At 46.1% G+C, this 21,551-nt stretch carries 24 protein-coding genes and 1 pseudogene; 16 read left to right on the forward strand and 9 right to left on the reverse strand.

Going from position 1 to position 21,551, the window contains the following annotated elements:
• The first annotated feature begins 41 nt into the window (after window positions 1-41).
• A complete protein-coding gene (locus PGW99_RS00520; RefSeq protein ID WP_273778124.1) occupies window positions 42-983 on the forward strand; it encodes a pirin family protein in 942 nt (313 codons plus the stop codon).
• Window positions 980-1,387 carry an OsmC family protein gene (locus PGW99_RS00525; RefSeq protein ID WP_273778125.1) on the forward strand — a complete coding sequence of 136 codons (408 nt, stop codon included), beginning with the start codon at window positions 980-982 and terminating at the stop codon, window positions 1,385-1,387. Before PGW99_RS00520 ends, PGW99_RS00525 begins: the two co-directional genes overlap by 4 nt.
• 31 nt (window positions 1,388-1,418) lie before the next feature.
• Here the strand turns inward: PGW99_RS00525 and PGW99_RS00530 are convergent, their stop codons facing one another.
• The 3 genes from PGW99_RS00530 to argS form a co-directional block, all read right to left on the reverse strand.
• On the reverse strand, window positions 1,419-2,693 hold the full coding sequence (locus PGW99_RS00530) for a GGDEF domain-containing protein (protein WP_273778127.1): 1,275 nt from the start codon (window positions 2,691-2,693) through the stop codon (window positions 1,419-1,421).
• Between the two features lie 347 nt (window positions 2,694-3,040).
• Window positions 3,041-3,643, reverse strand: a complete 603-nt coding sequence (locus PGW99_RS00535) for an SPOR domain-containing protein (RefSeq protein WP_273778128.1) — start codon at window positions 3,641-3,643, stop codon at window positions 3,041-3,043.
• An 18-nt stretch (window positions 3,644-3,661) separates the two neighbouring features.
• On the reverse strand, window positions 3,662-5,452 hold the full coding sequence (gene argS / locus PGW99_RS00540) for an arginine--tRNA ligase (RefSeq protein ID WP_273778130.1): 1,791 nt from the start codon (window positions 5,450-5,452) through the stop codon (window positions 3,662-3,664).
• A gap of 197 nt (window positions 5,453-5,649) precedes the next feature.
• Here argS and PGW99_RS00545 point away from each other — a divergent pair, with 197 nt between their 5' ends.
• The 3 genes from PGW99_RS00545 to PGW99_RS00555 all read left to right on the forward strand — a co-directional run bounded on the left by PGW99_RS00545 (window position 5,650) and on the right by PGW99_RS00555 (window position 8,587).
• Window positions 5,650-5,928, forward strand: a complete 279-nt coding sequence (locus PGW99_RS00545) for a DUF2798 domain-containing protein (protein ID WP_273778131.1) — start codon at window positions 5,650-5,652, stop codon at window positions 5,926-5,928.
• Between the two features lie 179 nt (window positions 5,929-6,107).
• Window positions 6,108-7,808, forward strand: a complete 1,701-nt coding sequence (locus tag PGW99_RS00550) for an NAD-dependent malic enzyme (protein ID WP_273779379.1) — start codon at window positions 6,108-6,110, stop codon at window positions 7,806-7,808.
• A 152-nt stretch (window positions 7,809-7,960) separates the two neighbouring features.
• Window positions 7,961-8,587 carry a LysE family transporter gene (locus PGW99_RS00555; protein WP_273778132.1) on the forward strand — a complete coding sequence of 209 codons (627 nt, stop codon included), beginning with the start codon at window positions 7,961-7,963 and terminating at the stop codon, window positions 8,585-8,587.
• A gap of 9 nt (window positions 8,588-8,596) precedes the next feature.
• On the opposite strand, the gene znuB is transcribed toward PGW99_RS00555, so the two are convergent.
• From znuB to PGW99_RS00570, 3 genes are read right to left on the reverse strand one after another with little or no spacing between them, the layout of a single operon-like run.
• Window positions 8,597-9,400 carry a zinc ABC transporter permease subunit ZnuB gene (gene znuB / locus PGW99_RS00560; protein ID WP_273778134.1) on the reverse strand — a complete coding sequence of 268 codons (804 nt, stop codon included), beginning with the start codon at window positions 9,398-9,400 and terminating at the stop codon, window positions 8,597-8,599.
• 3 nt (window positions 9,401-9,403) lie between these two features.
• A complete protein-coding gene (gene znuC, locus PGW99_RS00565; protein WP_273778136.1) occupies window positions 9,404-10,195 on the reverse strand; it encodes a zinc ABC transporter ATP-binding protein ZnuC in 792 nt (263 codons plus the stop codon).
• The gene (locus PGW99_RS00570) at window positions 10,171-10,665 is read right to left on the reverse strand and encodes a transcriptional repressor (protein ID WP_273778138.1); all 495 of its coding nucleotides are present in this window, start codon (window positions 10,663-10,665) and stop codon (window positions 10,171-10,173) included. The genes znuC and PGW99_RS00570 overlap by 25 nt, the downstream gene beginning before the upstream one ends.
• Window positions 10,666-10,805: 140 nt before the next feature.
• On the opposite strand from PGW99_RS00570, the gene PGW99_RS00575 reads away from it, so the two are divergent.
• The 11 genes from PGW99_RS00575 to PGW99_RS00625 all read left to right on the forward strand — a co-directional run bounded on the left by PGW99_RS00575 (window position 10,806) and on the right by PGW99_RS00625 (window position 19,568).
• Entirely contained in the window at window positions 10,806-11,645 is an 840-nt protein-coding gene (locus PGW99_RS00575) for a metal ABC transporter substrate-binding protein (RefSeq protein ID WP_273778139.1), read from the forward strand.
• Window positions 11,646-11,814: 169 nt separating this feature from the next.
• Window positions 11,815-12,213, forward strand: coding sequence for an ATP synthase subunit I (locus tag PGW99_RS00580; RefSeq protein WP_273778141.1), 399 nt, complete (start codon window positions 11,815-11,817; stop codon window positions 12,211-12,213).
• Window positions 12,214-12,316: 103 nt separating this feature from the next.
• Complete coding sequence (atpB, locus tag PGW99_RS00585; RefSeq protein ID WP_273778143.1) at window positions 12,317-13,192, forward strand: F0F1 ATP synthase subunit A; 876 nt, start codon at window positions 12,317-12,319, stop codon at window positions 13,190-13,192.
• 83 nt (window positions 13,193-13,275) lie between these two features.
• Window positions 13,276-13,521, forward strand: coding sequence for a F0F1 ATP synthase subunit C (atpE, locus tag PGW99_RS00590; RefSeq protein WP_000424060.1), 246 nt, complete (start codon window positions 13,276-13,278; stop codon window positions 13,519-13,521).
• A 40-nt stretch (window positions 13,522-13,561) separates the two neighbouring features.
• A complete protein-coding gene (locus PGW99_RS00595; RefSeq protein ID WP_273778145.1) occupies window positions 13,562-14,032 on the forward strand; it encodes a F0F1 ATP synthase subunit B in 471 nt (156 codons plus the stop codon).
• Window positions 14,033-14,044: 12 nt separating this feature from the next.
• Window positions 14,045-14,581: a F0F1 ATP synthase subunit delta gene (locus PGW99_RS00600; RefSeq protein WP_273778146.1), complete on the forward strand. Its 537-nt coding sequence runs from the start codon at window positions 14,045-14,047 to the stop codon at window positions 14,579-14,581.
• A 45-nt stretch (window positions 14,582-14,626) separates the two neighbouring features.
• Window positions 14,627-16,171, forward strand: a complete 1,545-nt coding sequence (atpA, locus tag PGW99_RS00605; protein ID WP_273778147.1) for a F0F1 ATP synthase subunit alpha — start codon at window positions 14,627-14,629, stop codon at window positions 16,169-16,171.
• Window positions 16,172-16,244: 73 nt separating this feature from the next.
• Window positions 16,245-17,114, forward strand: coding sequence for a F0F1 ATP synthase subunit gamma (gene atpG / locus PGW99_RS00610; RefSeq protein WP_273778148.1), 870 nt, complete (start codon window positions 16,245-16,247; stop codon window positions 17,112-17,114).
• A 29-nt stretch (window positions 17,115-17,143) separates the two neighbouring features.
• Window positions 17,144-18,538 carry a F0F1 ATP synthase subunit beta gene (gene atpD, locus PGW99_RS00615; protein ID WP_273778149.1) on the forward strand — a complete coding sequence of 465 codons (1,395 nt, stop codon included), beginning with the start codon at window positions 17,144-17,146 and terminating at the stop codon, window positions 18,536-18,538.
• An 18-nt stretch (window positions 18,539-18,556) separates the two neighbouring features.
• Window positions 18,557-18,976 carry a F0F1 ATP synthase subunit epsilon gene (locus tag PGW99_RS00620; RefSeq protein ID WP_273778150.1) on the forward strand — a complete coding sequence of 140 codons (420 nt, stop codon included), beginning with the start codon at window positions 18,557-18,559 and terminating at the stop codon, window positions 18,974-18,976.
• 112 nt (window positions 18,977-19,088) lie between these two features.
• The gene (locus tag PGW99_RS00625; protein ID WP_273778151.1) at window positions 19,089-19,568 is read left to right on the forward strand and encodes a DUF2846 domain-containing protein; all 480 of its coding nucleotides are present in this window, start codon (window positions 19,089-19,091) and stop codon (window positions 19,566-19,568) included.
• Between the two features lie 45 nt (window positions 19,569-19,613).
• On the opposite strand, the gene PGW99_RS00630 is transcribed toward PGW99_RS00625, so the two are convergent.
• The 3 genes and pseudogenes from PGW99_RS00630 to PGW99_RS00640 all read right to left on the reverse strand — a co-directional run bounded on the left by PGW99_RS00630 (window position 19,614) and on the right by PGW99_RS00640 (window position 21,446).
• Window positions 19,614-20,198 (reverse strand): hypothetical protein, encoded by a 585-nt coding sequence (locus PGW99_RS00630; RefSeq protein ID WP_273778152.1) that lies wholly within the window; start codon window positions 20,196-20,198, stop codon window positions 19,614-19,616.
• Window positions 20,199-20,342: 144 nt separating this feature from the next.
• Window positions 20,343-20,717, reverse strand: a complete 375-nt coding sequence (locus tag PGW99_RS00635) for an RcnB family protein (RefSeq protein ID WP_273778153.1) — start codon at window positions 20,715-20,717, stop codon at window positions 20,343-20,345.
• A 182-nt stretch (window positions 20,718-20,899) separates the two neighbouring features.
• Window positions 20,900-21,446: pseudogene (locus tag PGW99_RS00640) on the reverse strand (glutathione peroxidase).
• Window positions 21,447-21,551: the final 105 nt, after the last annotated feature.

Raw genomic sequence — 21,551 nt, forward strand, 5'->3', positions numbered from 1 at the left:
ATTTGAATCAGATGCATGAATAAAAATGGCAGGAGAATGACATGAGTAATAATAAAACGGAAATCTCCAAATCAGCAGCAGAAACAGATCACTCTCAATCGATACAGACATTTCCTGTACGCTCGGCTCTGCTAGGAAAAGGCACGGTCATTAAACGTGCACTGCCGAGTCGGCATAAACGCATGATTGGGGCTTGGTGCTTTCTGGATCATGCGGGCCCGGTCACCTTCCCGGCAGGTCAGGGTATGGATGTCGGCCCTCATCCACATATAGGATTGCAAACCTTTACCTGGATGATCGATGGGACGGTTATGCATAGCGACAGTCTGGGATCAAAACAGCTGATTCGTCCCCAACAGGTCAATTTGATGACGGCCGGTTTTGGGATCTCGCATACTGAGGTCTCTCCTGCGACAGAAACGCAATTACATGCTGCCCAACTGTGGATTGCTCTACCGGACGATCAGCGTAATATGCCTGCCAAATTTGAGCATTATCCGGAACTGCCTGTCGTGGAGCATGATCAGGTAACCTGTACCATACTGGTCGGTGAATTCTTGTCTACCCGCTCTCCGGTAGAAGTGTATAGCCCGTTACTCGCTGTGGATCTCAACGCTCAAGCAGATACTAAGATCTGTCTTCCGCTCAATCCATCATTTGAATATGGACTGCTGGCCTTGGAAGGCACAGCACAAGTAGAAGGACATGAACTGAATCTGGATAATCTGCTGGTGGTCGATACTGGTTTAACTCAACTGGAGCTTGAGCTGAAAGCCGGACAACGAGTATTACTGATAGGAGGGGAACCCTTTGCAACTCCGATTTTATTGTGGTGGAATTTTGTTGCACGGAACCGTGCCGAATTAGAACAAGCACGTGAACAGTGGATTCAGCATGATCGCCGTTTTGGCGAAATACCAGATTATGTCGGTGACCGTTTAGAAGCCCCAGTTTTGCCAGATCAGATGAGAGCATCAAAATGAATAAAATAGCCAGCAGTGTGGTCAAACCTTTAGCCGGACAATGGAAATGCCAGGTGGTTAGTAGTGGGCAGCATCATTATTTAACCGATGAACCCCCGCGGCTTGACGGGCAGGATCAGGGGCCATCCCCTTATGATTTGCTGACAGGAAGTTTGGCCGCCTGTACTATGATTACCCTACGGATGTATGCCAAGCATAAAGGAATCGATTTTGGTGATTTTGCAGTAGAAGCCGACTTTCACTGTGATCGGGATAATCAGGAATGGATTGAGCGTCGGATTGTGTTTGCCAACTTGCCCGATGCTGCCCTGCAGGAACGTATCTTGAACGTTTGCGGAAAAACGCCCGTGACCAAAACTTTATTGCGTAGCCTGTCGATTACGACCCACATCGTGTCGAAATAATCGCTTCAGTGAAAAGTGGGGAGGGGGCAAATCATACCGGATCTAAAGGTGCAGTTTGTGTTGCTAATCTGATGCAATTACGGCCGTTCTCTTTGGCCAGATAAAGAGCTTGGTCAGCTGATTTTAGTAAGCTATGCAAAGCCTGCACCTTGGGCTCGACCAGGCAAATGCCAATGGAAATGGTATATTCGATTACATCACCAGCGCTGGTAATCACTCTGGACTCCGAAATATGTTGGCGTAAGCGTTCGGCTGCGATTTTGGCTTCATCCAGATTGGTATTTGGCAGTAAGGCTACAAACTCTTCACCCCCAAAACGAGCCAGCAAATCCTGTGTGCGCATTTCTTCCTGGGCGGTTTGGCTAATAATTTTCAGTACTTCATCGCCCACATCATGTCCATAATGATCATTAATGTCTTTGAAATGATCCACATCGAACATTAATAGACACATCGGTTCATAATGTCGCTGCAAGCGTGCTAATTCGCTGCGTGCTAGCCGTTCGAACTGGCGTCGGTTATTCAGATTGGTCAGCATGTCAGTATGTGCTAGCTGATCCAGCGCTTGGTGATTCCACTCCTCAAGCATGTGGCGCAGAAAAATTTGTCGGTTTTTTAGTGTGGCACTCCAGCTGATATACAGGCTAAACAGCAACACCGGAACATACACCAGCGCAAAGCCTAAAATGGCATGTGGATGTCCTAGGCTGGTACGGATCACACCGAAAAAGACCACGGCTGAAATCAGCTGGGAAAGGATGAGCACAGGGGTGAAACGGACCTGTACACTCAAATTGGCCAGCATAATAAAGATTACCGCCGCATATTGAAAAGTCATCACATCTGGACTGGTGGAACGAACCAACAACTCAAACCAAATGATTGCAGCCCCAATAATTGAACTGGGTAATAACAAATCCAGCAACTGAATGTTGCGTGAGTAGCGATAAAGATAAACCAGCAAACCAGCAACGGCTGTCACATAAAGTGAACGTAACCCGATCGACAGCATTCCTACATCATGCAGCATGATCCAGTCTGCAATGCCATAGCACCAGTAAGCTGCTTGCCCCAGAATATTAACCTGCAACAAAAAACGACGGCTATGTTCATGGTGGAAATCCAGAAAAGCCGGGTAGAGCATTTGCGGAATACGAGCCAACGGATCCTGCAGCGCTTGGATAATGGTGTCTCTGCTCATCTGTAATGGCATAACAAAATGCGCAGCTTGTGGTTCTGCTGAGTCTTGTTCCCTGACCGTCACCGATGAATTGAAACTGACAGGGTTTTTCTTGTCCTGGAGCATCAGGTCTTCCCCGTTTTATTAGAAATATTTATTCTGTGTTTATGTAAATTATCAGATTAATAATTGAGCAACATGCTAAAGATCTTGCTATAAATCAAAGTACTAATAAAAAGGAGTAAAGATTATGCGATTAGGGTTGGTTTATGTGGAAGGTATCTGCTGGATCAAGTCAAAGAGGAAAATAAGATAAGACGTTGTTTATTCGCAAACGATGCAATCTGTAAAACTGGAATATTCACTCGAGAATTGAAACAAATGAGTGGAGTCTGTTGTGCAGGGATTTTTGTAGGTAAAGATGTAACAAAAAATTAAGGACGCCGTGGCGTCCTTAACACAGATGCGGTGACTTAGCGTTTAATCACAATCGAGTCGATACCGCTATGTTGCAGGGTTTGCTGTGCAATCAGGGCAGCTTCTTGTGACTCGTAAGGTCCAGAGATTACCCGATACCAGGTTTTGCCGCCTTCTACTGTTTTGACGATATCCGCTGAGAGACCATTCAAAATAATTTCGGCACGACGTGCATCTGCACTGTCCGGATCCGCATAGCTGCGCACTTGCAGAATATAGGTAGCTGCAACGGGTGCTGGTGCGGTTTCAGTTATGGCTGCACTGGCTTCAGGCTGAGGTTTGTTCAGCTCTGGTGCTTCTACAATCACCACAGTACCTTGCTCTTTGTTTTCTGGAATAGCCTGTTCCGGAATCGGAGTCACTTGTTGTTGTGGCAACAGGTCATAGAAACGGAAGTCCTTATTGGTTTCTTCCTGGTAGTGTCCAGATGGGATCTGGTTTTTGGGTTGCACGGGTTGCCACGGTTTCCAGAGAAGCAAGGCAACCGCTAAGCATAAAACTGCCAAAATCGCCACCAGTGTACCTAACCATTTGGGCACCAGCACAGATTTAGGTTTATTTGGCCGTTCAGATACGCCGCGTTGCGTTTTTCCAAACACGTGACATCCCTCTTTTAATTACATCGTTGTAGGTGCAGAAACGCCCAGTAATTGCAAACCGTTCTGCAGGACTTGCTGTACATTCACTGAAAGTAACAACCGTGCTTGCGTCAGGTCAGCATCATCATTCAGAACTTTATGTTCATTGTACCAACCGTGGAACAGGGCAGCCAATTCCTTCAGGTAGTTACCCACTTGATGGGGTTCATAAACATTGGCAGCGCGGAAGACAATATCCGGATAAGCAGCGAGCTTAGCCAGAATTTCGCTTTCAGCTTCTAATTCCAAACGTGTTGCATGGGTACGGGCAGCTGCAATATCAAACTGCACACCAGTTGCTGCAGCTTTTTCTAGCATACGACAGATCCGTGCATGTGCATACTGGATGTAATACACGGCATTGTCTTTACTTTGTGACACAGCCAAATCAAGGTCGAAGTCGATATGCTGTTCAGATTTACGCATCACATAGTAGAAGCGGGCGGCATCATTGCCGACTTCTTTACGCAAGTCACGCAAAGTTACAAACTGGCCTGAACGTGAAGACATTTGAACCATTTCGCCACCACGCCACAAGCTAACGAACTGAACCAGCAGAACCGTCAATTTTGATGAGTCATAACCCATCGCATCAATTGCTGCTTTGACACGTGCAATATAACCATGGTGGTCAGAACCCCAGATATCGACCAGATGGCTGTAACCACGTTGCAATTTGTTCAGGTGGTAGGCAATGTCAGAGGCAAAGTACGTGGTCTGGCCATTACGACGTTTCACCACACGGTCTTTCTCATCACCAAATTCGGTGGACTTAAACCAAATATTGCCATCCAGTTCATACAGGAAGCCGCGTTGATCCAGAGTCTGCAACGCTTCTTCGATTTTTTCAGTCAGTGACGCTTCGCTGAACCACTGGTTAAAGGTGACACCAAACTCACCGAGGTCATCTTTGATGTCATCCAGGATCGCTTTCAATGCGGCCTGGTGGAATACGCGGTAGCCTGCGCCGATCAATTGTTGTGAATTGGCAATTAGGCCATCAATGTGTTTTTCTTTGTCCCCTGAAAGCACGACTTTATTGCCATCAGCATCCGGTTCAGCAGCATATTGCACGTCTTCAGGGACATCTTTATAGACATCTGCCACCGGACGTACATAGGCATCGCCATCTTTGTCGATAATGCTTTGTGCAATTTCTTTGACATAGTCGCCCTGGTAGGCATTTTTCGGGAACACCAGTGCCTGGCCAAGTAATTCTAAATAACGTAAATAAGTTGAAGTCGCCAAAATGTCCATCTGACGGCCAGCATCATTGACATAATATTCGCGGTCTACTGTAGCACCGGTTGCTTCGAGCAGGTTTGCTACGGTCATGCCATACGCAGCACCACGGCCATGTCCCACATGCAGGCTGGAGGTCGGATTGGCTGACACAAATTCAACCTGAATCTTTTTACCTGCATTGGCTTGAGTGCGACCGAACTGGTCTTTTTGCGCTTGAATCTGGTCGAGTACCGCAAAACGCTGATCGGCGTTCAAGAAGAAGTTGATAAAACCCGGGCCGGCAATTTCTGCTTTGCTGATGTCTGCAACTTCTGGCAATGCTGCTAGAATTTTTTCTGCGAGATCACGCGGTTTCATCCCGGCTGCTTTGGCCGCGATCATGGCAATATTTGACGCGAAATCACCGTGGCTGCGGTCTTTGGTGCGTGTTAAATTGCTGGTGTTGTTCCAGTCAGATGGGAGTAGCCCTTCAGCTTGAAGGGATTGGACTGCATGATCGAGAGCTGCTTGGATGGCCGTATTCATAATCAATCGAAAAATTAATGTCGCAGAAAAACCGCAAATATAGCAAATTTCGCGCAGTTTAGGGGAGTGCATTTCACGGCAATGCAGGAGAAGCAGATGATTTGCGGGCGACATGGTACAGACTGATCCCGATTGGCTTGAATCTGACCTAAAAAAAGCATGTTAAAATGAACCTCTTCGACCGCAGGTGATCCGGAATGACAAAACCACGCGCTATGATCTTTGGCCATATTCCTAAACTACCGCCTAGAGCTGCCTTATGGGTCATGCCGCTTTTTCTTTCCTGCCTCATGAGTGGTATCGTATCGCTGGTGAATATGTTTAAGAATGTCGGTTGGGTGGAAAATTTCATTCACATGTGGTTTTCGGCCTGGATGTTGTCTTGGGCAGTGGCGTTTCCCGTGGTCTTGCTGGTCTTACCCATGGTCCGAAGATTGACCGCATTACTGGTCGATGTTCATCCACCGCAATCCTAAAAAAGCTGAGCTGGTCGGCTGGGCAATTGATTGTATTGATTTATTTTTCACTAAAATTAACTGTAGAGGATAATCACGTATCTAAATACTACTTTGTGTGAAATTCGGCTTAAGCTAGAGAAAAATTCCGTAGCCATCGTGATGATGCGCTGCGATTGATCGAGAGCATGAGTGTAGCAATGACCACCGAGAATGTAGCAGTAAAACGTCCTTTATATATCCCTTATGCCGGTTATACCCTTCTAGAACTTCCATTATTAAACAAAGGATCGGCCTTTACCGAGGATGAGCGCCAGCGTTTCAACCTGCATGGCCTGTTGCCGAATACCATTGAAGCCATCGAAGAGCAGAGCCAACGCTCCTATCAGCAGTACTCTACCTTTCAGGATGACATCAATAAGCATATTTATTTACGAAATATCCAGGACACCAACGAAACCCTGTTTTATCACCTGATTGAACAGCATCTGGCAGAAATGATGCCGATTATCTATACCCCGACCGTGGGTGAGGCCTGCCAGCGTTTCTCGGATATTTATCGCCGTCATCGCGGTGTATTTATTTCTTATCCGGATCGTGCACATATTGATGACATCCTGCAGAATGTGAATAAAAAGAATGTCAAAGTGATTGTCATCACAGATGGTGAACGCATTTTGGGCTTGGGTGATCAGGGTATTGGCGGCATGGGGATTCCGATCGGTAAATTGTCGCTGTATACGGCCTGTGGTGGCATTAGTCCAGCCTATACTTTGCCGATTACCCTGGATGTCGGGACCAACAATCCGCAACTACTCAATGATCCAATCTATATGGGCTGGAGTCAGCCGCGGATCAGTGGTGATGAATATTATGCCTTTGTGGATGAAGTGATTGCGGCTATCAAGCGTCGCTGGCCCAAGGCACTGATTCAGTTTGAAGATTTTGCCCAGAAAAATGCCATGCCTTTGCTGGACAAGTATCGCGACCAGCTTTGCTGTTTTAATGACGATATTCAGGGTACCGCTGCGGTGTCTGTGGGTAGCCTGATTGCGGCAAGCCGTGCAGCGGGCAAACAGCTCAAAGACCAGACGATTGCTTTTCTTGGCGCAGGTTCGGCAGGTTGTGGTATCGCTGAACAGATTGTGGCACAAATGGTGGCTGAGGGTTTGACTGATACTGAAGCACGTGCCCGGATCTACATGGTGGACCGTTTTGGCCTGATCACGGAAAATCAGCCGAATCTGCTGAATTTCCAGTGTAAACTAGCACAAAAACCAGAAGCAGTTGCCGAATGGGCCAATGTCAACGAAGCCATCTCCTTGTTGGATGTCGTGAAGCACGTTCAACCAAGCGTATTAATCGGGGTATCCGGGCAGCCTGGGCTGTTCACTGAAGAGGTGATCAGAACCATGGCGGCACATTGTAAACATCCGATTATTTTGCCACTGTCCAATCCAACCTCACGGGTAGAGGCGGTGCCAGCCGACCTGATTGAATGGACCGAGGGCAGAGCTTTGATTGCCACTGGCAGTCCGTTTGCACCGGTGAATTATCAGGGCAAGATTTATCAGATTTCCCAGTGCAATAATTCCTATATTTTCCCAGGCATTGGTTTGGGAGTGGTGGCTTGTGGTGCACGTCGCGTCACCGATCATATGTTGATGGCATCGAGTAATGCACTGGCAGAATGCTCACCGAAATTGCAGGATCTAGAGGCTGATTTATTGCCGGATATTAATGATATTCAGCAGGTATCGAAATTCATTGCCTTTAAGGTGGCACAGGCCGCGATGCAGGATGGGGTTGCACCACTGATTAGTGATGCACAATTGCAGGAACAGATCGAGGCCAATTTCTGGACGCCAGAATACCGTGCTTATCGACGTTTGCCGTATTAAGGGCTAATTGAAATAAAAGGAGCATGATGCTCCTTTTATTTGATGAATGATTCATGGCAACAGAGTCTCAAGGGCGGTATTTTAACGATGAATAAATTTTAGGATTCAAGTTTAAAGCGCCTATAATGGCGTTTTTATTTTGCTTTGATGTTATGTCTTACCAGATTTGGTTTGCCTATATGTTGGCCTGCTGGGTCATCAGTGTCTCTCCCGGTGCGGGTGCGATTGCATCTATGTCGAGCGGTCTGAGCTATGGTTTCCGCCGTGGTTATTACAATGCGATTGGTCTGCAATTGGCCTTGATTTTACAGATTCTGATTGTGGCTGCCGGTGCGGGTGTGCTTTTTGCGACTACACCGTGGGCGTTTAGCTTAGTGAAATGGTTTGGCGTACTGTACTTGCTTTATCTGGCTTATCTGCAATGGACTGCACCAGTGAAACTTATGGATGTGCCAGTACATGCAGCTCAGTATCGGTCACGTCACAGCCTGGTCTTGAATGGATTTCTGGTCAATATGAGCAATCCGAAAGCGATTGTATTTTTGTTGGCGGTGTTGCCGCAATTCCTGGATTTGAACCGGCCGCAATGGTTGCAGTATCTGATCATGGCTGCCACCATGATCACGATTGATTTGATTGTGATGGCAGGTTATACCGGACTTGCGGCCAAGGTATTGCGTCTACTGAGTTCAGCAAAACAGCAAAAATACATGAACCGCAGTTTTGCGATTTTGTTTACCTGCGCAGCGCTGCTGTTAAGTACCGTTCATCAAGCCTAAGCTGGAGCGTTATGCTGCCAGTTTGCGCAGTTTTTGCAGAATAAAAATCACTGCAAAAATCAGCGCCATACACAGGACGATACTTAAACCGCTGGAAACATTTAATGCAGCACTCGACCATAAGCCAATACTGATGGCCAGCTGTGCCAATACAAAGGCCCAGAGCACCATCTGTTGTGGCGAGTGTGCCAGTAAACGTGCACTCAGTGCGGGAATGACCAGCAGTGCACCCATCAACAGTGAACCCACTGCACGTAAAGCCAGTACGGTAAATAAGGCCAGCAACAGCATAAAAATCAGGCGTTGCCCTTTAGCATGGATGCCTTCACTCACGGCAATATCAGGATCAATCGCAATCTGGATTTGTGCTTTCCAGGACTTGATGAGAACCATCAGGGAAAGAACAATTACCACGGCAAACATTGGCAGGTCGGACCAGCTGATGGTGAGCAGGTCACCAAACAGATAGCTGAGCAGTTCTGGCCTTAAACTCGGGATGTGCTGGATAAACAGCAGGCCTGAACAGAGCAGTGTGGCGGAGCAAAGTGCGAGTAAGGCATCATTGGGCAAACGGGGATCATGTAACACCCATAAAATTCCGACCAGCACCAAGGCCAGCAGAATCACACCTAACCATAACGGTAAACTCAATGCCCCAGCAATCGCGACCCCCAGTAAAGTGCCATGAGCCATAGTGTCGGCAAAAAATGACATGCGACGCCATAACATCAAACACCCCAGTGGTGCGGTGAGAAAAACCAGCAGTGTACCCATAGTCCAGGCCGGCAATAATAGTTGTAACCATTCCATCATGACTTAGGCTTCCGGCTCCGGGTGAATATGGGGACGTGGATCATGCTGACATGGATTCGCGCTATCACCATGTGCACAGTGATCATGATGATGCTGATAGAACACCCGGTTTGGACCAAAAATCGCCTGATATTCCGGATGCTGCTGCACATTTTCCGGTAAACCGCTGCAACAGATATGTTTGTTCAGACAAACGACACGGTGGGTGCCTTGCATCACCCATTGCAAATCATGGGAGACCATTAAAATGGCGCAACCATAACGCTCTGGCAGGCTGCGTACATAGTCATACAGTTCGGCTTCCGACTGGATATCCAGTCCCTGCATCGGTTCATCTAGAACGAGAATATCCGGTTGGCGTAGCAGTGCACGGGCTAGTAGCACGCGTTGACGTTCACCGCCCGAAAGCTGCTGGACTCTGGCATCTTTAAGTTTGCCAATACCGGTATCGCGGATGATTTCGGCCTTAATGGATGGGTCGCATTTTTCCAGTGCCAGCAGGTCTTTGACTCGTAATGGCAGGCTGTGTGAAGGATTGAACTTCTGCGGAACGTAGGCCAGTTTTAACTTTTTGGTACTGATTTTCTGTCCGGCACTGGGTTGTACAATCCCAAGCAGAACTTTAATTAAAGTCGATTTACCTGCACCGTTGGGGCCAATCAGGGTGACGATCTCTTTTTCATGCAGGCTGAAATCCACCTGTTTCAGGATATCGCGGTCATCGATCCGCACACTGATGCCTTTGAGTTCGATCAGTGTGGAAGGGGAGGCTATTGGTTGGTGCACTGCTGACATTTTCCTGAAATTTCAATAATTGTGTGCTGTGCAGTAAAGTGATCTGAGGCCGCCAGTTGATCTAACTGCTGGAGTAGTCCTTGCGCTGAGGCTTCTTTGACTACTTTACATTCGGTACAAATAAGAAATGCCGCCTGATGACCTTCACGTGGGTGACAGCAGGGAATATAGGCATTGATAGAGGTTAAACGGTGGATCAGTCCTTTTTCCAGCAAGAAGTCCAAACTCCGATAGACGGTGGGTGGTGCGGCAGGACGATCTGAGCTGCTTTTTATTTGTGCTAACAGGTCATAGGCACCCATAGGACCTGAAGCCTTGAGAATCAGTTCCAGAACTTCTTTGCGTAGCGGAGTAAGACGGGCACCTGAGGCTGCACACAATTGCTCTGCTTCAGCCAGACGTGTATCCACATTCGGGTGATCATGCACGCCGTGCAGGGCATTATGATGTTCATGCGAACATAAGCTCATGGCAAACCTCAGTTATTTATAAAAAGAACGCAAATCAGCATGAAATCTTAACATGGCTGCAACCGGTTGCGTCAGGCATAGGCATTTTTCTTCGGATGTTATATTATAACGTCTATTCAAATTTTGGGTTAGCGTTGCGCATGGTTCGTTTTCTTGCATTGTGTTTATTGGCATTGCTAAGTCCGCTGAGCTGGTCTCAGGGTCTGGTGGTGTCCACACATCCGGTTTACCTGATTGCCCAGCAAGTGACGCAAGGCGTCGAACAGCCCACTTTATTATTAGGCAATCAGTCTGGACATGATGTACAACTGACCCCAGAACATCGCAAAATGGTACAGGATGCCAGTCTAGTCATCTGGTTAGGTCAGGCCCATGAGGCACCTTTACAGAAACTGCTGGCCAATCAGAGCAAAGCGATTTCTATTTTGGATTCGGGCATCATGAAAATTTTACCGCAGCGGACAACGCGCGGAGCACCACTAGCCAATACCATGGACACCCATGTTTGGCTGGATCCGAATAATGCCGTGCGGATCGGTTTCTTTATTGCAGCGTTGCGCTCCCAGCAATATCCGCAGCACCGTGCCGCTTACTGGCAGAATGCGAAAAAATTTGCCCATGACTTGCTCAAAGTGGCGCGACCATATCAGCGTAGCCGGAACAGTTATCATTACTGGTCCTATCATGATGCCTACCAATATCTTGAGCAGCCTTTGCATCTCAAATTTGCCGGTGCAATGACCGATGAGCCGCATGTAGCACCCACGATTGCGCAAATCAAATACCTGAATGACCATCGTCCACAGCGCCAGATGTGCCTACTGGCGGAAGCTCATGCCAGCCAGAATCAGTACCAGAAGATTAATCCTGTACGCTTCCAGGCCGTCGATGAAAGCATGAGTACAGAGAAAAATTTTGTGCAGGCCTGGCAAAATTTGGCCATTCAAGTGCAGAAATGTGTAGCCAATGCGCAAAAATGATGCAAATATAGCCGGTTGAGTAAATTCTAACCGGTTATTTGAGAATCTGAAAAAACAAGACTTAGGTCGGAAAAGATTGCATGTTCAGGGGTGTAACTCTATAATGCCTGCGATTAAAAACGATCATCAGCTAAACTTGTCAAGCATTTGCGCTGTGAGTGGATAATAAATGAGCCGAACTAGTCGCTTGATTGACCGACGATTAGCGAAAGCTTTAGTCCTCTTGCAAGCCATAATGATACCTGTTTCAGCCTTGATAGCGTGGGCAATCAAAGACTCTACAGCAGCGTTGAGCGCCGCACTTGGTGCATTGGTGTGCTGGCTGGCCAGTGTTTATTTCTCATGGCAATCCTTTAGGGCGGCAGGTGCACGAGCGTCGAAACAGGTTCTTTCGAACATGTACCGCGGAATGCTCGGCAAATTTGCAATTGTGATCGTTGGATTCATTTTAATTTTAAGCAATGTCAAACCGCTGTCACCGGTCGCATTGTTTTGTGGTTTTATCCTCGTTCAGGCCATGTCGTGGGTCGCTCCGTTTTGGGTTTCACGTCTACAAAAACGAGTATAAGCGCAGCAGAAATTGAAAATTTTTTTGAGGGTGGCGAGATATCAAGCAGCACGCGATATTCGTTTAACTCTTTTTAGTAATTGACATTGACCAGGTGTGATTTATGGCTGCTGAAGAACATGCCCTTACTTCGACAGAGTATATCAAGCATCACTTGACCAATATGACCTATGGCAAAATGCCGGACGGTACTTGGAAATTGGCCGAGAATGGTGCAGAAGCTCAACAGATGGGGTTCACTGCTATTCACTTGGATTCAATGGGTTGGTCAATCGGCCTTGGTGTTATTTTCTGCTTGTTGTTCTGGATCGTAGCGAAAGCTGCAAACTCTGGTGTTCCTACCAAGTTCCAGTCTGCAATTGAAATGATCATCGAGTTCGTAGACTCAAGTGTCCGCGACACCTTTCATGGCAAATCACGCTTGATTGCACCACTTGCACTGACCATTTTCGTGTGGATTTTCCTCATGAACTTAATGGACTTGATTCCTGTTGACTGGGTTCCTTATGTAGCTCAACAGATTGGCGCAAGTGTATTTGGCATGGATCCTCATCACGTTTACTTCAAGATCGTTCCTTCTACAGATCCGAACATTACCCTTGGTATGTCTTTGTCTGTATTCGTACTGATCCTGTTCTACAGTATCCGTGAGAAAGGTGTGGGTGGTTTTGTTGGCGAATTGGCACTTAACCCATTCAACCCAAGTAATCCAGTTGCAAAAGCGTTATTGATTCCAGTGAACTTAATTTTGGAATTGGTAACTTTCCTTGCACGTCCAATCTCATTGGCACTCCGACTATTCGGTAACATGTACGCGGGCGAGTTGATCTTTATCTTGATCGCGTTACTACCGTTCTGGATCCAATGGGCGTTGTCTGTGCCTTGGGCGATCTTCCACATTCTTGTTATTACGTTGCAGGCGTTCATTTTCATGATGCTGACCATCGTATACTTGAGCATGGCAAGCGAAAAGCATTAATGGTATTGCCTAACTGTCAATGGGCGGTTAGGTACAATTTTTTAGTTTAATTTGGTATACACCTAACCTCTGAGGAATTTTTCATGGAACTCACTTTAGGTCTAGTTGCAATTGCATCTGCTATCTTGATCGCTTTCGGTGCTTTAGGTACTGCGATTGGTTTTGGTCTTTTGGGTGGTCGCTTCTTAGAAGCTGTTGCTCGTCAACCAGAATTGGCTCCACAACTTCAAACTCGTATGTTCTTAATCGCGGGTCTTCTTGATGCTGTGCCTATGATCGGTGTTGGTATTGGCTTGTTCTTCATCTTCGCTAATCCATTTGTAGGTTAATCAGCTTAATTCCCAAAAATCCACTATTTGAGGAATAGCAATGAATATCAACCTCACATTGATTGGCCAAGCGATTGCATTTGCGATTTTCGTCGCATTCTGCATGAAGTTTGTTTGGCCACCACTAATCAATGCGATTAGTGAGCGTCAGCGTAAAATCGCTGATGGCTTAAATGCTGCTGAAAAAGCGAAAGCTGACCTTGCTGATGCACAAGCGCAAGTAAAAGCTGAGCTCGACGCAGCTAAAGCACAAGCGGCTCAATTGATCGAACAAGCGAACCGTCGTGCAGCACAATTGGTCGAAGAAGCGCGTACCCAGGCATCTGCTGAAGGTGAGCGTATCCGTCAACAGGCTAAAGAAGCTGTTGATACCGAGATCAACGCTGCTCGCGAAGAATTACGTCAACAAGTTGCTGCTCTTGCAGTTGCTGGTGCGGAAAAAATCCTTAACCAACAGGTTGACGCAGAAGCTCACAATGCCATGCTTACTCAGCTGGCTGCTAAACTTTAAGCGAGGCGAAATATGGCTGAACTCTTGACGTTGGCACGCCCGTACGCCAAAGCAGCATTTGCTTACGCTTCTGAGCAAGGTGCAACTGACAATTGGTCGAATGCGTTACAAGTGCTCAGTGCTGCGGTGCAAGACGAAGCATTTTCCGCTTATTTAAATCGCCCTGAGCTTACTCCTGTACAACAGGTTGAAGTTTTTGCCAAAGTTTTAGGTGCAGAACAAAATCAAGCAGTGTCAAACTTTTTGACACTTCTTGCTGACAACGATCGTTTAGCGTTGTTGCCTGAAATTGCAGCAGAATACGAACAGCTTAAATCACAGAATAACAATACTGTGGATGTCGTGATTGAATCGGCATTTCCATTGACTTCTGTTCAAGAACAAGTACTAGCACATGCGTTAGAGAAACGTTTTAACGCTGCTGTTACTGTGAAGGTTGAAGTTAATCCGGCGTTAATCGCGGGTGTTGTGATTCGTGCAGGCGATCAAGTGATAGATGATTCTGCGCTTAACAAGCTTGAAAAAATGCGGACTCGTCTTCTTGCGTAATGCGAAAAAGAAGACTGAACTAATAAAAGATTGAGGTATAGCGCAATGCAACAACTGAATCCATCCGAGATCAGTGCGCTCATTAAACAGCGTATCGGCGATCTGGACACCAGCGCGACCGCTAAAAACGAAGGTACCATTGTTATGGTATCCGACGGTATCGTGCGCATTCACGGTCTTGCTGATGCAATGTACGGTGAAATGATCGAATTCGACGGCGGCTTATTTGGTATGGCACTGAACCTAGAACAGGATTCAGTGGGTGCCGTTGTTTTAGGTAACTACTTAAGCCTTCAAGAAGGTCAAAAAGCACGTTGCACAGGCCGTGTATTAGAAGTTCCGGTTGGTCCTGAACTTCTAGGTCGTGTAGTAGATGCTTTGGGTAACCCAATTGATGGTAAAGGCCCAATTGATGCAAAAATCACTGATGCTGTTGAAAAAGTAGCACCAGGCGTAATTTGGCGTCAAGGCGTAGATCAACCTGTTCAAACTGGTTATAAATCAGTTGATACCATGATCCCTGTAGGTCGTGGTCAGCGTGAGTTGATCATTGGTGACCGTCAAACTGGTAAAACAGCGATGGCGATCGATGCGATCATCGCGCAGAAGAACTCTGGCATTAAATGTATCTATGTTGCTGTTGGTCAAAAACAATCGACCATCGCAAACGTGGTACGTAAGCTAGAAGAAACTGGCGCTATGGCCTACACCACTGTTGTCGCAGCTGCGGCAGCTGATCCTGCAGCAATGCAGTATTTGGCTCCATATGCTGGCTGTACAATGGGCGAATATTTCCGTGACCGCGGTGAAGATGCGTTGATCATTTATGATGACTTGTCTAAACAAGCGGTTGCGTATCGTCAGATTTCATTGCTTCTTCGTCGTCCACCAGGTCGTGAAGCATATCCTGGTGACGTATTCTATCTACACTCACGTCTTCTTGAACGTGCTTCTCGTGTATCTGCTGAATACGTTGAGAAATTCACTAACGGTGAAGTAAAAGGCCAAACTGGTTCTTTAACTGCATTGCCGATTATTGAAACTCAAGCAGGTGACGTATCTGCATTCGTACCAACCAACGTAATTTCGATTACTGATGGTCAGATCTTCCTTGAAACATCACTGTTCAACGCGGGTATCCGTCCTGCTGTGAACGCGGGTATCTCTGTATCTCGTGTTGGTGGTGCTGCTCAAACCAAGATCATCAAGAAATTGGCTGGTGGTATCCGTACTGCGCTTGCACAGTATCGTGAATTGGCAGCGTTTGCTCAGTTCGCTTCTGACCTTGACGAAGCAACTCGTAAACAACTTGAACACGGTCAACGTGTAACTGAGTTGATGAAGCAAAAGCAATATGCGCCATATTCAATTGCTGACCAAGCTGTTTCAGTTTACGCATCTAACGAAGGTTACATGGCTGACGTAGCTGTGAACAAGATCGTAGACTTTGATGCTGCATTGATCTCTTACTTCCGTTCAGAGCATGCTGCACTCATGAAACAAATCGATGAAACTGGTGATTACAACAAAGACATCGAAGCTGCAATTAAAGCAGGTATTGAGAACTTCAAAGCGACTCAAACTTTCTAATTTTTAGTGAAGTTTGGGTTCACGGATCAACCTTCGAAAGCTCGCAAGGGCTTTCGAATACTAGGTTAAGCGTATGGCAAATTTAAAAGAAATTCGCGCCAAAGTAGCTAGTATCAAAAGCACGCAGAAAATTACGCGTGCGATGCAGATGGTAGCTGCTTCTAAAATGCGTCGTGCGCAAGAGCGCATGGCTCAAGGCCGTCCGTATGCCGAAAATATGCACCGTGTAATTGCTCACTTAGTTCAAGCGAACCCTGAATACAAACACCGCTATATGGTGGACCGTCCTGTAAAACGCGTTGGTTATATCATCGTGTCTTCGGATCGTGGCCTTGCGGGTGGTTTGAACATTAACTTGTTCAAAAAAGTTGTTCAGCACGTTCAGCAGCAACGTGAGCAATCAATTGAAGTTCAATTTGCTTTGATTGGTCAAAAAGCGGTTTCGTTTTTTAAAAACTACGGCGGTAAAGTGCTTGGGGCAACAACTCAAATCGGTGATGCACCGAATTTGGAACAATTGTCTGGCTCTGTGCAAGTAATGCTTGACGCTTTCGATAAGGGCGAACTTGATCGCATCTATTTAGTATCGAACAGCTTTGTCAACGCAATGACACAAAAGCCTTCAGTTGAACAACTTGTTCCGTTAGCTCCAGCTAAAGAAAGCGACAATCTTAACCGTCAATACGGTTGGGACTATATCTATGAACCAGAAGCAGAAGAGTTGCTGAATGGTTTATTGGTTCGCTATATCGAGTCTATGGTTTATCAAGGCGTGATTGAAAACATCGCGTGTGAACAGTCTGCCCGTATGGTTGCAATGAAAGCAGCAACCGATAACGCTGGTCAGCTGATCAAAGACCTACAACTCATTTACAACAAGCTGCGTCAAGCCGCGATTACTCAGGAAATTTCCGAGATCGTTGGCGGTGCCGCTGCCGTTTAACACTATTAATTTGAATTGAGGAGACAGCAATGAGTAGCGGTCGTATCATTCAGATCATCGGCGCGGTTATCGACGTCGAGTTTGAACGTAACAGCGTTCCTAAGATCTATGACGCTCTCCAAGTTGACGGTACTGAAACTACTTTAGAAGTTCAGCAACAACTTGGTGATGGTGTAGTTCGTACCATCGCAATGGGTTCTACTGAAGGTCTTAAACGTGGTCTTCCAGTATCTAACACTGGTGCGCCAATTTCTGTACCTGTAGGTAAAGCAACTCTTGGCCGTATCATGGACGTTCTAGGCCGTCCACAAGACGAAGCTGGTCCTGTTGAGTCTGAAACTAAATGGGCGATTCACCGCGCTGCACCGTCTTATGCTGAACAAGCAGGTTCTACTGAACTTCTAGAAACTGGTATCAAAGTAATTGACTTGCTTTGTCCGTTCGCGAAGGGTGGTAAAGTTGGTCTGTTCGGTGGTGCGGGTGTTGGTAAAACCGTTAACATGATGGAATTGATCAACAACATCGCTAAAGCGCACTCAGGTTTATCTGTATTCGCTGGTGTTGGTGAACGTACTCGTGAAGGTAACGACTTCTATCACGAAATGAAAGATTCTAACGTTCTTGACAAAGTAGCAATGGTCTACGGTCAGATGAACGAGCCACCAGGTAACCGTTTACGCGTAGCGTTGACTGGTTTGACCATGGCTGAATATTTCCGTGACGAGAAAGACGAAAACGGTAAAGGCCGTGACGTATTGTTGTTCGTTGACAACATTTACCGTTACACATTGGCGGGTACTGAAGTATCTGCACTTTTAGGCCGTATGCCATCTGCAGTAGGTTACCAACCGACACTTGCAGAGGAAATGGGTGTTCTTCAAGAACGTATTACGTCAACTAAAGCTGGTTCTATTACCTCTATCCAAGCGGTATACGTTCCTGCGGATGACTTGACTGACCCATCTCCAGCAACAACGTTTGCTCACTTGGATGCAACAGTTGTATTGAGCCGTGACATCGCTTCTCAAGGTATCTACCCAGCGATTGACCCGCTTGACTCAACTTCACGTCAGCTAGATCCACTTGTTGTTGGTCAAGAGCACTATGGCATTGCACGTTCAGTTCAGAACGTTCTTCAACGCTATAAAGAGCTTAAAGACATCATCGCGATTCTTGGTATGGACGAATTGTCTGAAGAAGATAAATTGGTTGTTTACCGCGCGCGTAAGATCCAGCGTTTCTTCTCTCAGCCGTTCCACGTAGCTGAAGTATTTACTGGTGCTCCTGGTAAATATGTACCTCTTAAAGAAACAATCCGTGGCTTTAAAGGTATCTTGGCTGGTGAATACGATCACCTTCCTGAACAAGCGTTCTACATGGTTGGTAGTATTGACGAAGCGATTGCTAAAGCTGAGAAACTCTAATCTAAGGAGGTCATTCTCATGGCGACTATGCAATGTGATGTCGTAAGTGTTAAAGAGTCAATTTACTCTGGCACTGTGTCTATGCTGATCGCAAAAGGCGCTGGTGGTGAACTCGGTATTATGCCGGGTCACGCCCCTCTTGTGACCTTGCTTCAACCAGGACCGATCCGTGTTCTGTTGGAAAATGGCACAGAAGAGATCGTTTACGTTTCTGGCGGTGTGTTAGAAGTTCAACCGCATGTTGTGACTGTACTTGCAGACACTGCAATCCGTGCACACAACCTGGATGAGGCAGCAATTCTTGAAGCGCGTAAACACGCTGAACAATTGTTGGCCAACCAGAAGAGCGATTTGGACTCGGCTGCTGCACTTGCTGCCTTGGCAGAAACAGCGGCTCAGCTCGAAACTATCCGCAAAATCAAAAACCGCGCAATGTAATTGCAGGTTTGAGATTGAAAAAAGCCACCGTCAGGTGGCTTTTTTTTGTACAAAAAATATGTTACACCATCAGAAAACAATAAGAACTACAGAACAATAAGGATGGTCAGCCATGTTAAAAAAAATCACTGTAATGGTTAGCCTCGCTTTACTTTATACGGGATGTGCAAGCGTTCCACCTGTACAGGATATGCGGCAGGTCGGCCAGATCAAACAATTTAATCCACCTTCAGCGGATCATGCAGCTTTATATCTGTTCCGCAGCAATTCTGCTTTCGGCTCGGCACTGAAAAAAGATCTTTGGGTCGATGGTAAATGTATTGGCGAAACGGCAAGAGGAACTTTCTTTTATACGGAAGTGATGGGTAATCAAGAGCATCAAATTTCGACTGAATCGGAGTTTGGTCCCAATCATTTAAACTTGTATACAGAAACGGGCAAAAACTACTTTGTTCAGCAGTACATCAAGCTCGGCGTTTTTGTCGGGGGAGCCAACCTAAAAATTGTTGATGAACAGGCAGGTCAACAAATGGTGCAAAATTTGACGTTAGCCGAATCGGGTTATTGTAGTAAACCTAGCTTAAGTGATTAGATTTTTTGTCTTATTCAAAAAAACCACCCTTGGGTGGTTTTTTATTTAGCTTTCGTTGGGTTGATGGGTATTTTGTTGTTCAGCTTGCTCCCCCTTAGGTAACAGCATCGCCGCCAATTTCAGCATTTCTCCCTGAATATTCCCCATTTGTTGTTCTACCTGCTGCAGATTGATTTGGCTTAAATCTACATCTCCTTGAAGTAAAGGAGAGGCAAGTGCCTGTTCTGTGCTGTGCAGTATTTTTTGTCGGATTTCGTCGATCTCTTGGCTTTTCAAGTGCAGGGTATTCAGCGTGTGGTTCAGGCCTGTGAGCTGGTTGTCCAAGTTAACCACCAGTTGCTGTAATTGCTGTTGATCTTTGCCTTCAATAGCCTGTTGAAATTCACTGTGAGTTTGCTTGAGTTGTTGGATATAGTCACCTGTCTTGAGCTGCATATCGGCAACATCACGTGCCATGTGCAAATAGTTTCCTTCACTCAATTTAGCTTGCACCTGTTGTTCAACCGTCTGAGCCTTTTGTTGTGGCTCAGTGTCTTCGTGCAGTTGATTAGCCTGCTCACAGCCGAGCAACAGCAAACCACTGGCAAAAATGCTAAAGGGGAGAAGGGCACTTTGGAGTAGTTTTTTCATATTTTTCAGAGGTTATGGAATCTATTCTTTTCTATGGAGACAGATCTACTGAATACAAGACCGTTTATTCTGTTTCACAGAATCGATTTGCGGTGCAATAAGGGAAAGTGCTGTTACACACTTTCCTTCAGTCTGCATTTGACTTTATTCCGCGATAATTTTCAGAATGGTATGGTTGATAGTATTGATGAGAATGTAGTCGCCATTGACACGGATCCAGCGCTGATTTTTGCCTGGTTTGCTAAGATGTTTATAGCGTTTATGGTCAATTCTGTAGCCCTGACCATAATAGCGTGATGGTAATGCCTGACCGGCTCTCCAGTCACGTGATGGTTTTAATACACGATTTTGTACAATTTCACGATGGCGCTGTTCAGCATGGATTTGGCCCTGAGGGTGATGGTTCTGTATGTGTGCATGTGTGTTTTCATGGGCATGCTGCACAGGAGCTGCGATTGCAGAAACAGCCATCATGCCAGTACTTAAGGTGAGCAGTGCGATTTTTACTAATTTTTTCATAGATTCACCTGATGAGAAGCTAGCGTTAGCTTTATAGTCTTATTGAACTGCAAAGTTAAAGATCAATCATGGATGCATTGTTATGAAAGTGTAAGCGTTGGACTTGCTTAAGCTTTGGCAAGATGAAGAGTTGAGAAAAATCAGCATCACACCAGAGTTCTGCTGATTTTTGATCAGGTCAATTACTGAGCGAGTTCAGCCTCGATCGCTTCTACAATGCGTGGATCATCCGCAGTGAGATCCGGCGCAAAACGCGCTACAACTTCCCCCTTGTTTATTGATGAGGAACTTTTCGAAATTCCATAAGATTTCCGGTGCTGGATTTGGATCTAGACCATACTCGATCAAGTCTTCACGCCATGGACCTTCACCAATCCGTTCAGGTTGCGCTGAAGTCAGTGCTTGATACAGGGGATGTTTATCTTCACCGACCACTGAAATTTTTGCAAACAATGGAAAATCAACATGATAGGTGCTAGAACAGAACTGCTGAATTTCCTGATCTGTGCCTGGCTCCTGTGCTAAAAAATTATTAGCCGGAAAGCCTAAAATCTCAAAACCTTGTGATTTCTTGGCCTGATACAAAGTTTCTAGACCTTCATATTGTGGGGTTAAGCCACATTTGGAAGCGACATTTACGATCAACAGCACTTTGCCTTGATACTGCTCAAGTGTGGTTTCTTTACCGTCAATCGTCTTTACCGGGATATGATAAATCGTTGAAGACATGGCTTTACTCCTGCATAGTCGGATGATGTCGATGAGTGTTCTGAGTCTTAGGGGAATTGAGGCAAATTACAAGCAGATTCCCGTTTTTTAATGTTGGATGATGCC

The organism is Acinetobacter sp. GSS19 (assembly GCF_028621895.1).
Lineage (GTDB): Bacteria > Pseudomonadota > Gammaproteobacteria > Pseudomonadales > Moraxellaceae > Acinetobacter.

Excerpts from the sequence above, each read along its gene's own strand:
- znuC (WP_273778136.1), bottom strand. The coding sequence starts at position 10,195 with ATGTCAGCAGTGCACCAACCAATAGCCTCCCCTTCCACACTGATCGAA.
- PGW99_RS00530 (WP_273778127.1), bottom strand. The coding sequence starts at position 2,693 with ATGCTCCAGGACAAGAAAAACCCTGTCAGTTTCAATTCATCGGTGACG.
- PGW99_RS00630 (WP_273778152.1), bottom strand. The coding sequence starts at position 20,198 with ATGAAAAAACTACTCCAAAGTGCCCTTCTCCCCTTTAGCATTTTTGCC.
- PGW99_RS00580 (WP_273778141.1), top strand. The coding sequence starts at position 11,815 with ATGAGCCGAACTAGTCGCTTGATTGACCGACGATTAGCGAAAGCTTTA.
- argS (WP_273778130.1), bottom strand. The coding sequence starts at position 5,452 with ATGAATACGGCCATCCAAGCAGCTCTCGATCATGCAGTCCAATCCCTT.
- PGW99_RS00545 (WP_273778131.1), top strand. The coding sequence starts at position 5,650 with ATGACAAAACCACGCGCTATGATCTTTGGCCATATTCCTAAACTACCG.
- atpB (WP_273778143.1), top strand. The coding sequence starts at position 12,317 with ATGGCTGCTGAAGAACATGCCCTTACTTCGACAGAGTATATCAAGCAT.
- PGW99_RS00595 (WP_273778145.1), top strand. The coding sequence starts at position 13,562 with ATGAATATCAACCTCACATTGATTGGCCAAGCGATTGCATTTGCGATT.
- PGW99_RS00555 (WP_273778132.1), top strand. The coding sequence starts at position 7,961 with ATGTCTTACCAGATTTGGTTTGCCTATATGTTGGCCTGCTGGGTCATC.
- PGW99_RS00620 (WP_273778150.1), top strand. The coding sequence starts at position 18,557 with ATGGCGACTATGCAATGTGATGTCGTAAGTGTTAAAGAGTCAATTTAC.
- PGW99_RS00575 (WP_273778139.1), top strand. The coding sequence starts at position 10,806 with ATGGTTCGTTTTCTTGCATTGTGTTTATTGGCATTGCTAAGTCCGCTG.
- atpA (WP_273778147.1), top strand. The coding sequence starts at position 14,627 with ATGCAACAACTGAATCCATCCGAGATCAGTGCGCTCATTAAACAGCGT.
- atpD (WP_273778149.1), top strand. The coding sequence starts at position 17,144 with ATGAGTAGCGGTCGTATCATTCAGATCATCGGCGCGGTTATCGACGTC.
- PGW99_RS00600 (WP_273778146.1), top strand. The coding sequence starts at position 14,045 with ATGGCTGAACTCTTGACGTTGGCACGCCCGTACGCCAAAGCAGCATTT.
- PGW99_RS00550 (WP_273779379.1), top strand. The coding sequence starts at position 6,108 with ATGACCACCGAGAATGTAGCAGTAAAACGTCCTTTATATATCCCTTAT.
- znuB (WP_273778134.1), bottom strand. The coding sequence starts at position 9,400 with ATGATGGAATGGTTACAACTATTATTGCCGGCCTGGACTATGGGTACA.
- PGW99_RS00520 (WP_273778124.1), top strand. The coding sequence starts at position 42 with ATGAGTAATAATAAAACGGAAATCTCCAAATCAGCAGCAGAAACAGAT.
- PGW99_RS00625 (WP_273778151.1), top strand. The coding sequence starts at position 19,089 with ATGTTAAAAAAAATCACTGTAATGGTTAGCCTCGCTTTACTTTATACG.
- PGW99_RS00570 (WP_273778138.1), bottom strand. The coding sequence starts at position 10,665 with ATGAGCTTATGTTCGCATGAACATCATAATGCCCTGCACGGCGTGCAT.
- atpG (WP_273778148.1), top strand. The coding sequence starts at position 16,245 with ATGGCAAATTTAAAAGAAATTCGCGCCAAAGTAGCTAGTATCAAAAGC.
- PGW99_RS00525 (WP_273778125.1), top strand. The coding sequence starts at position 980 with ATGAATAAAATAGCCAGCAGTGTGGTCAAACCTTTAGCCGGACAATGG.
- PGW99_RS00635 (WP_273778153.1), bottom strand. The coding sequence starts at position 20,717 with ATGAAAAAATTAGTAAAAATCGCACTGCTCACCTTAAGTACTGGCATG.
- atpE (WP_000424060.1), top strand. The coding sequence starts at position 13,276 with ATGGAACTCACTTTAGGTCTAGTTGCAATTGCATCTGCTATCTTGATC.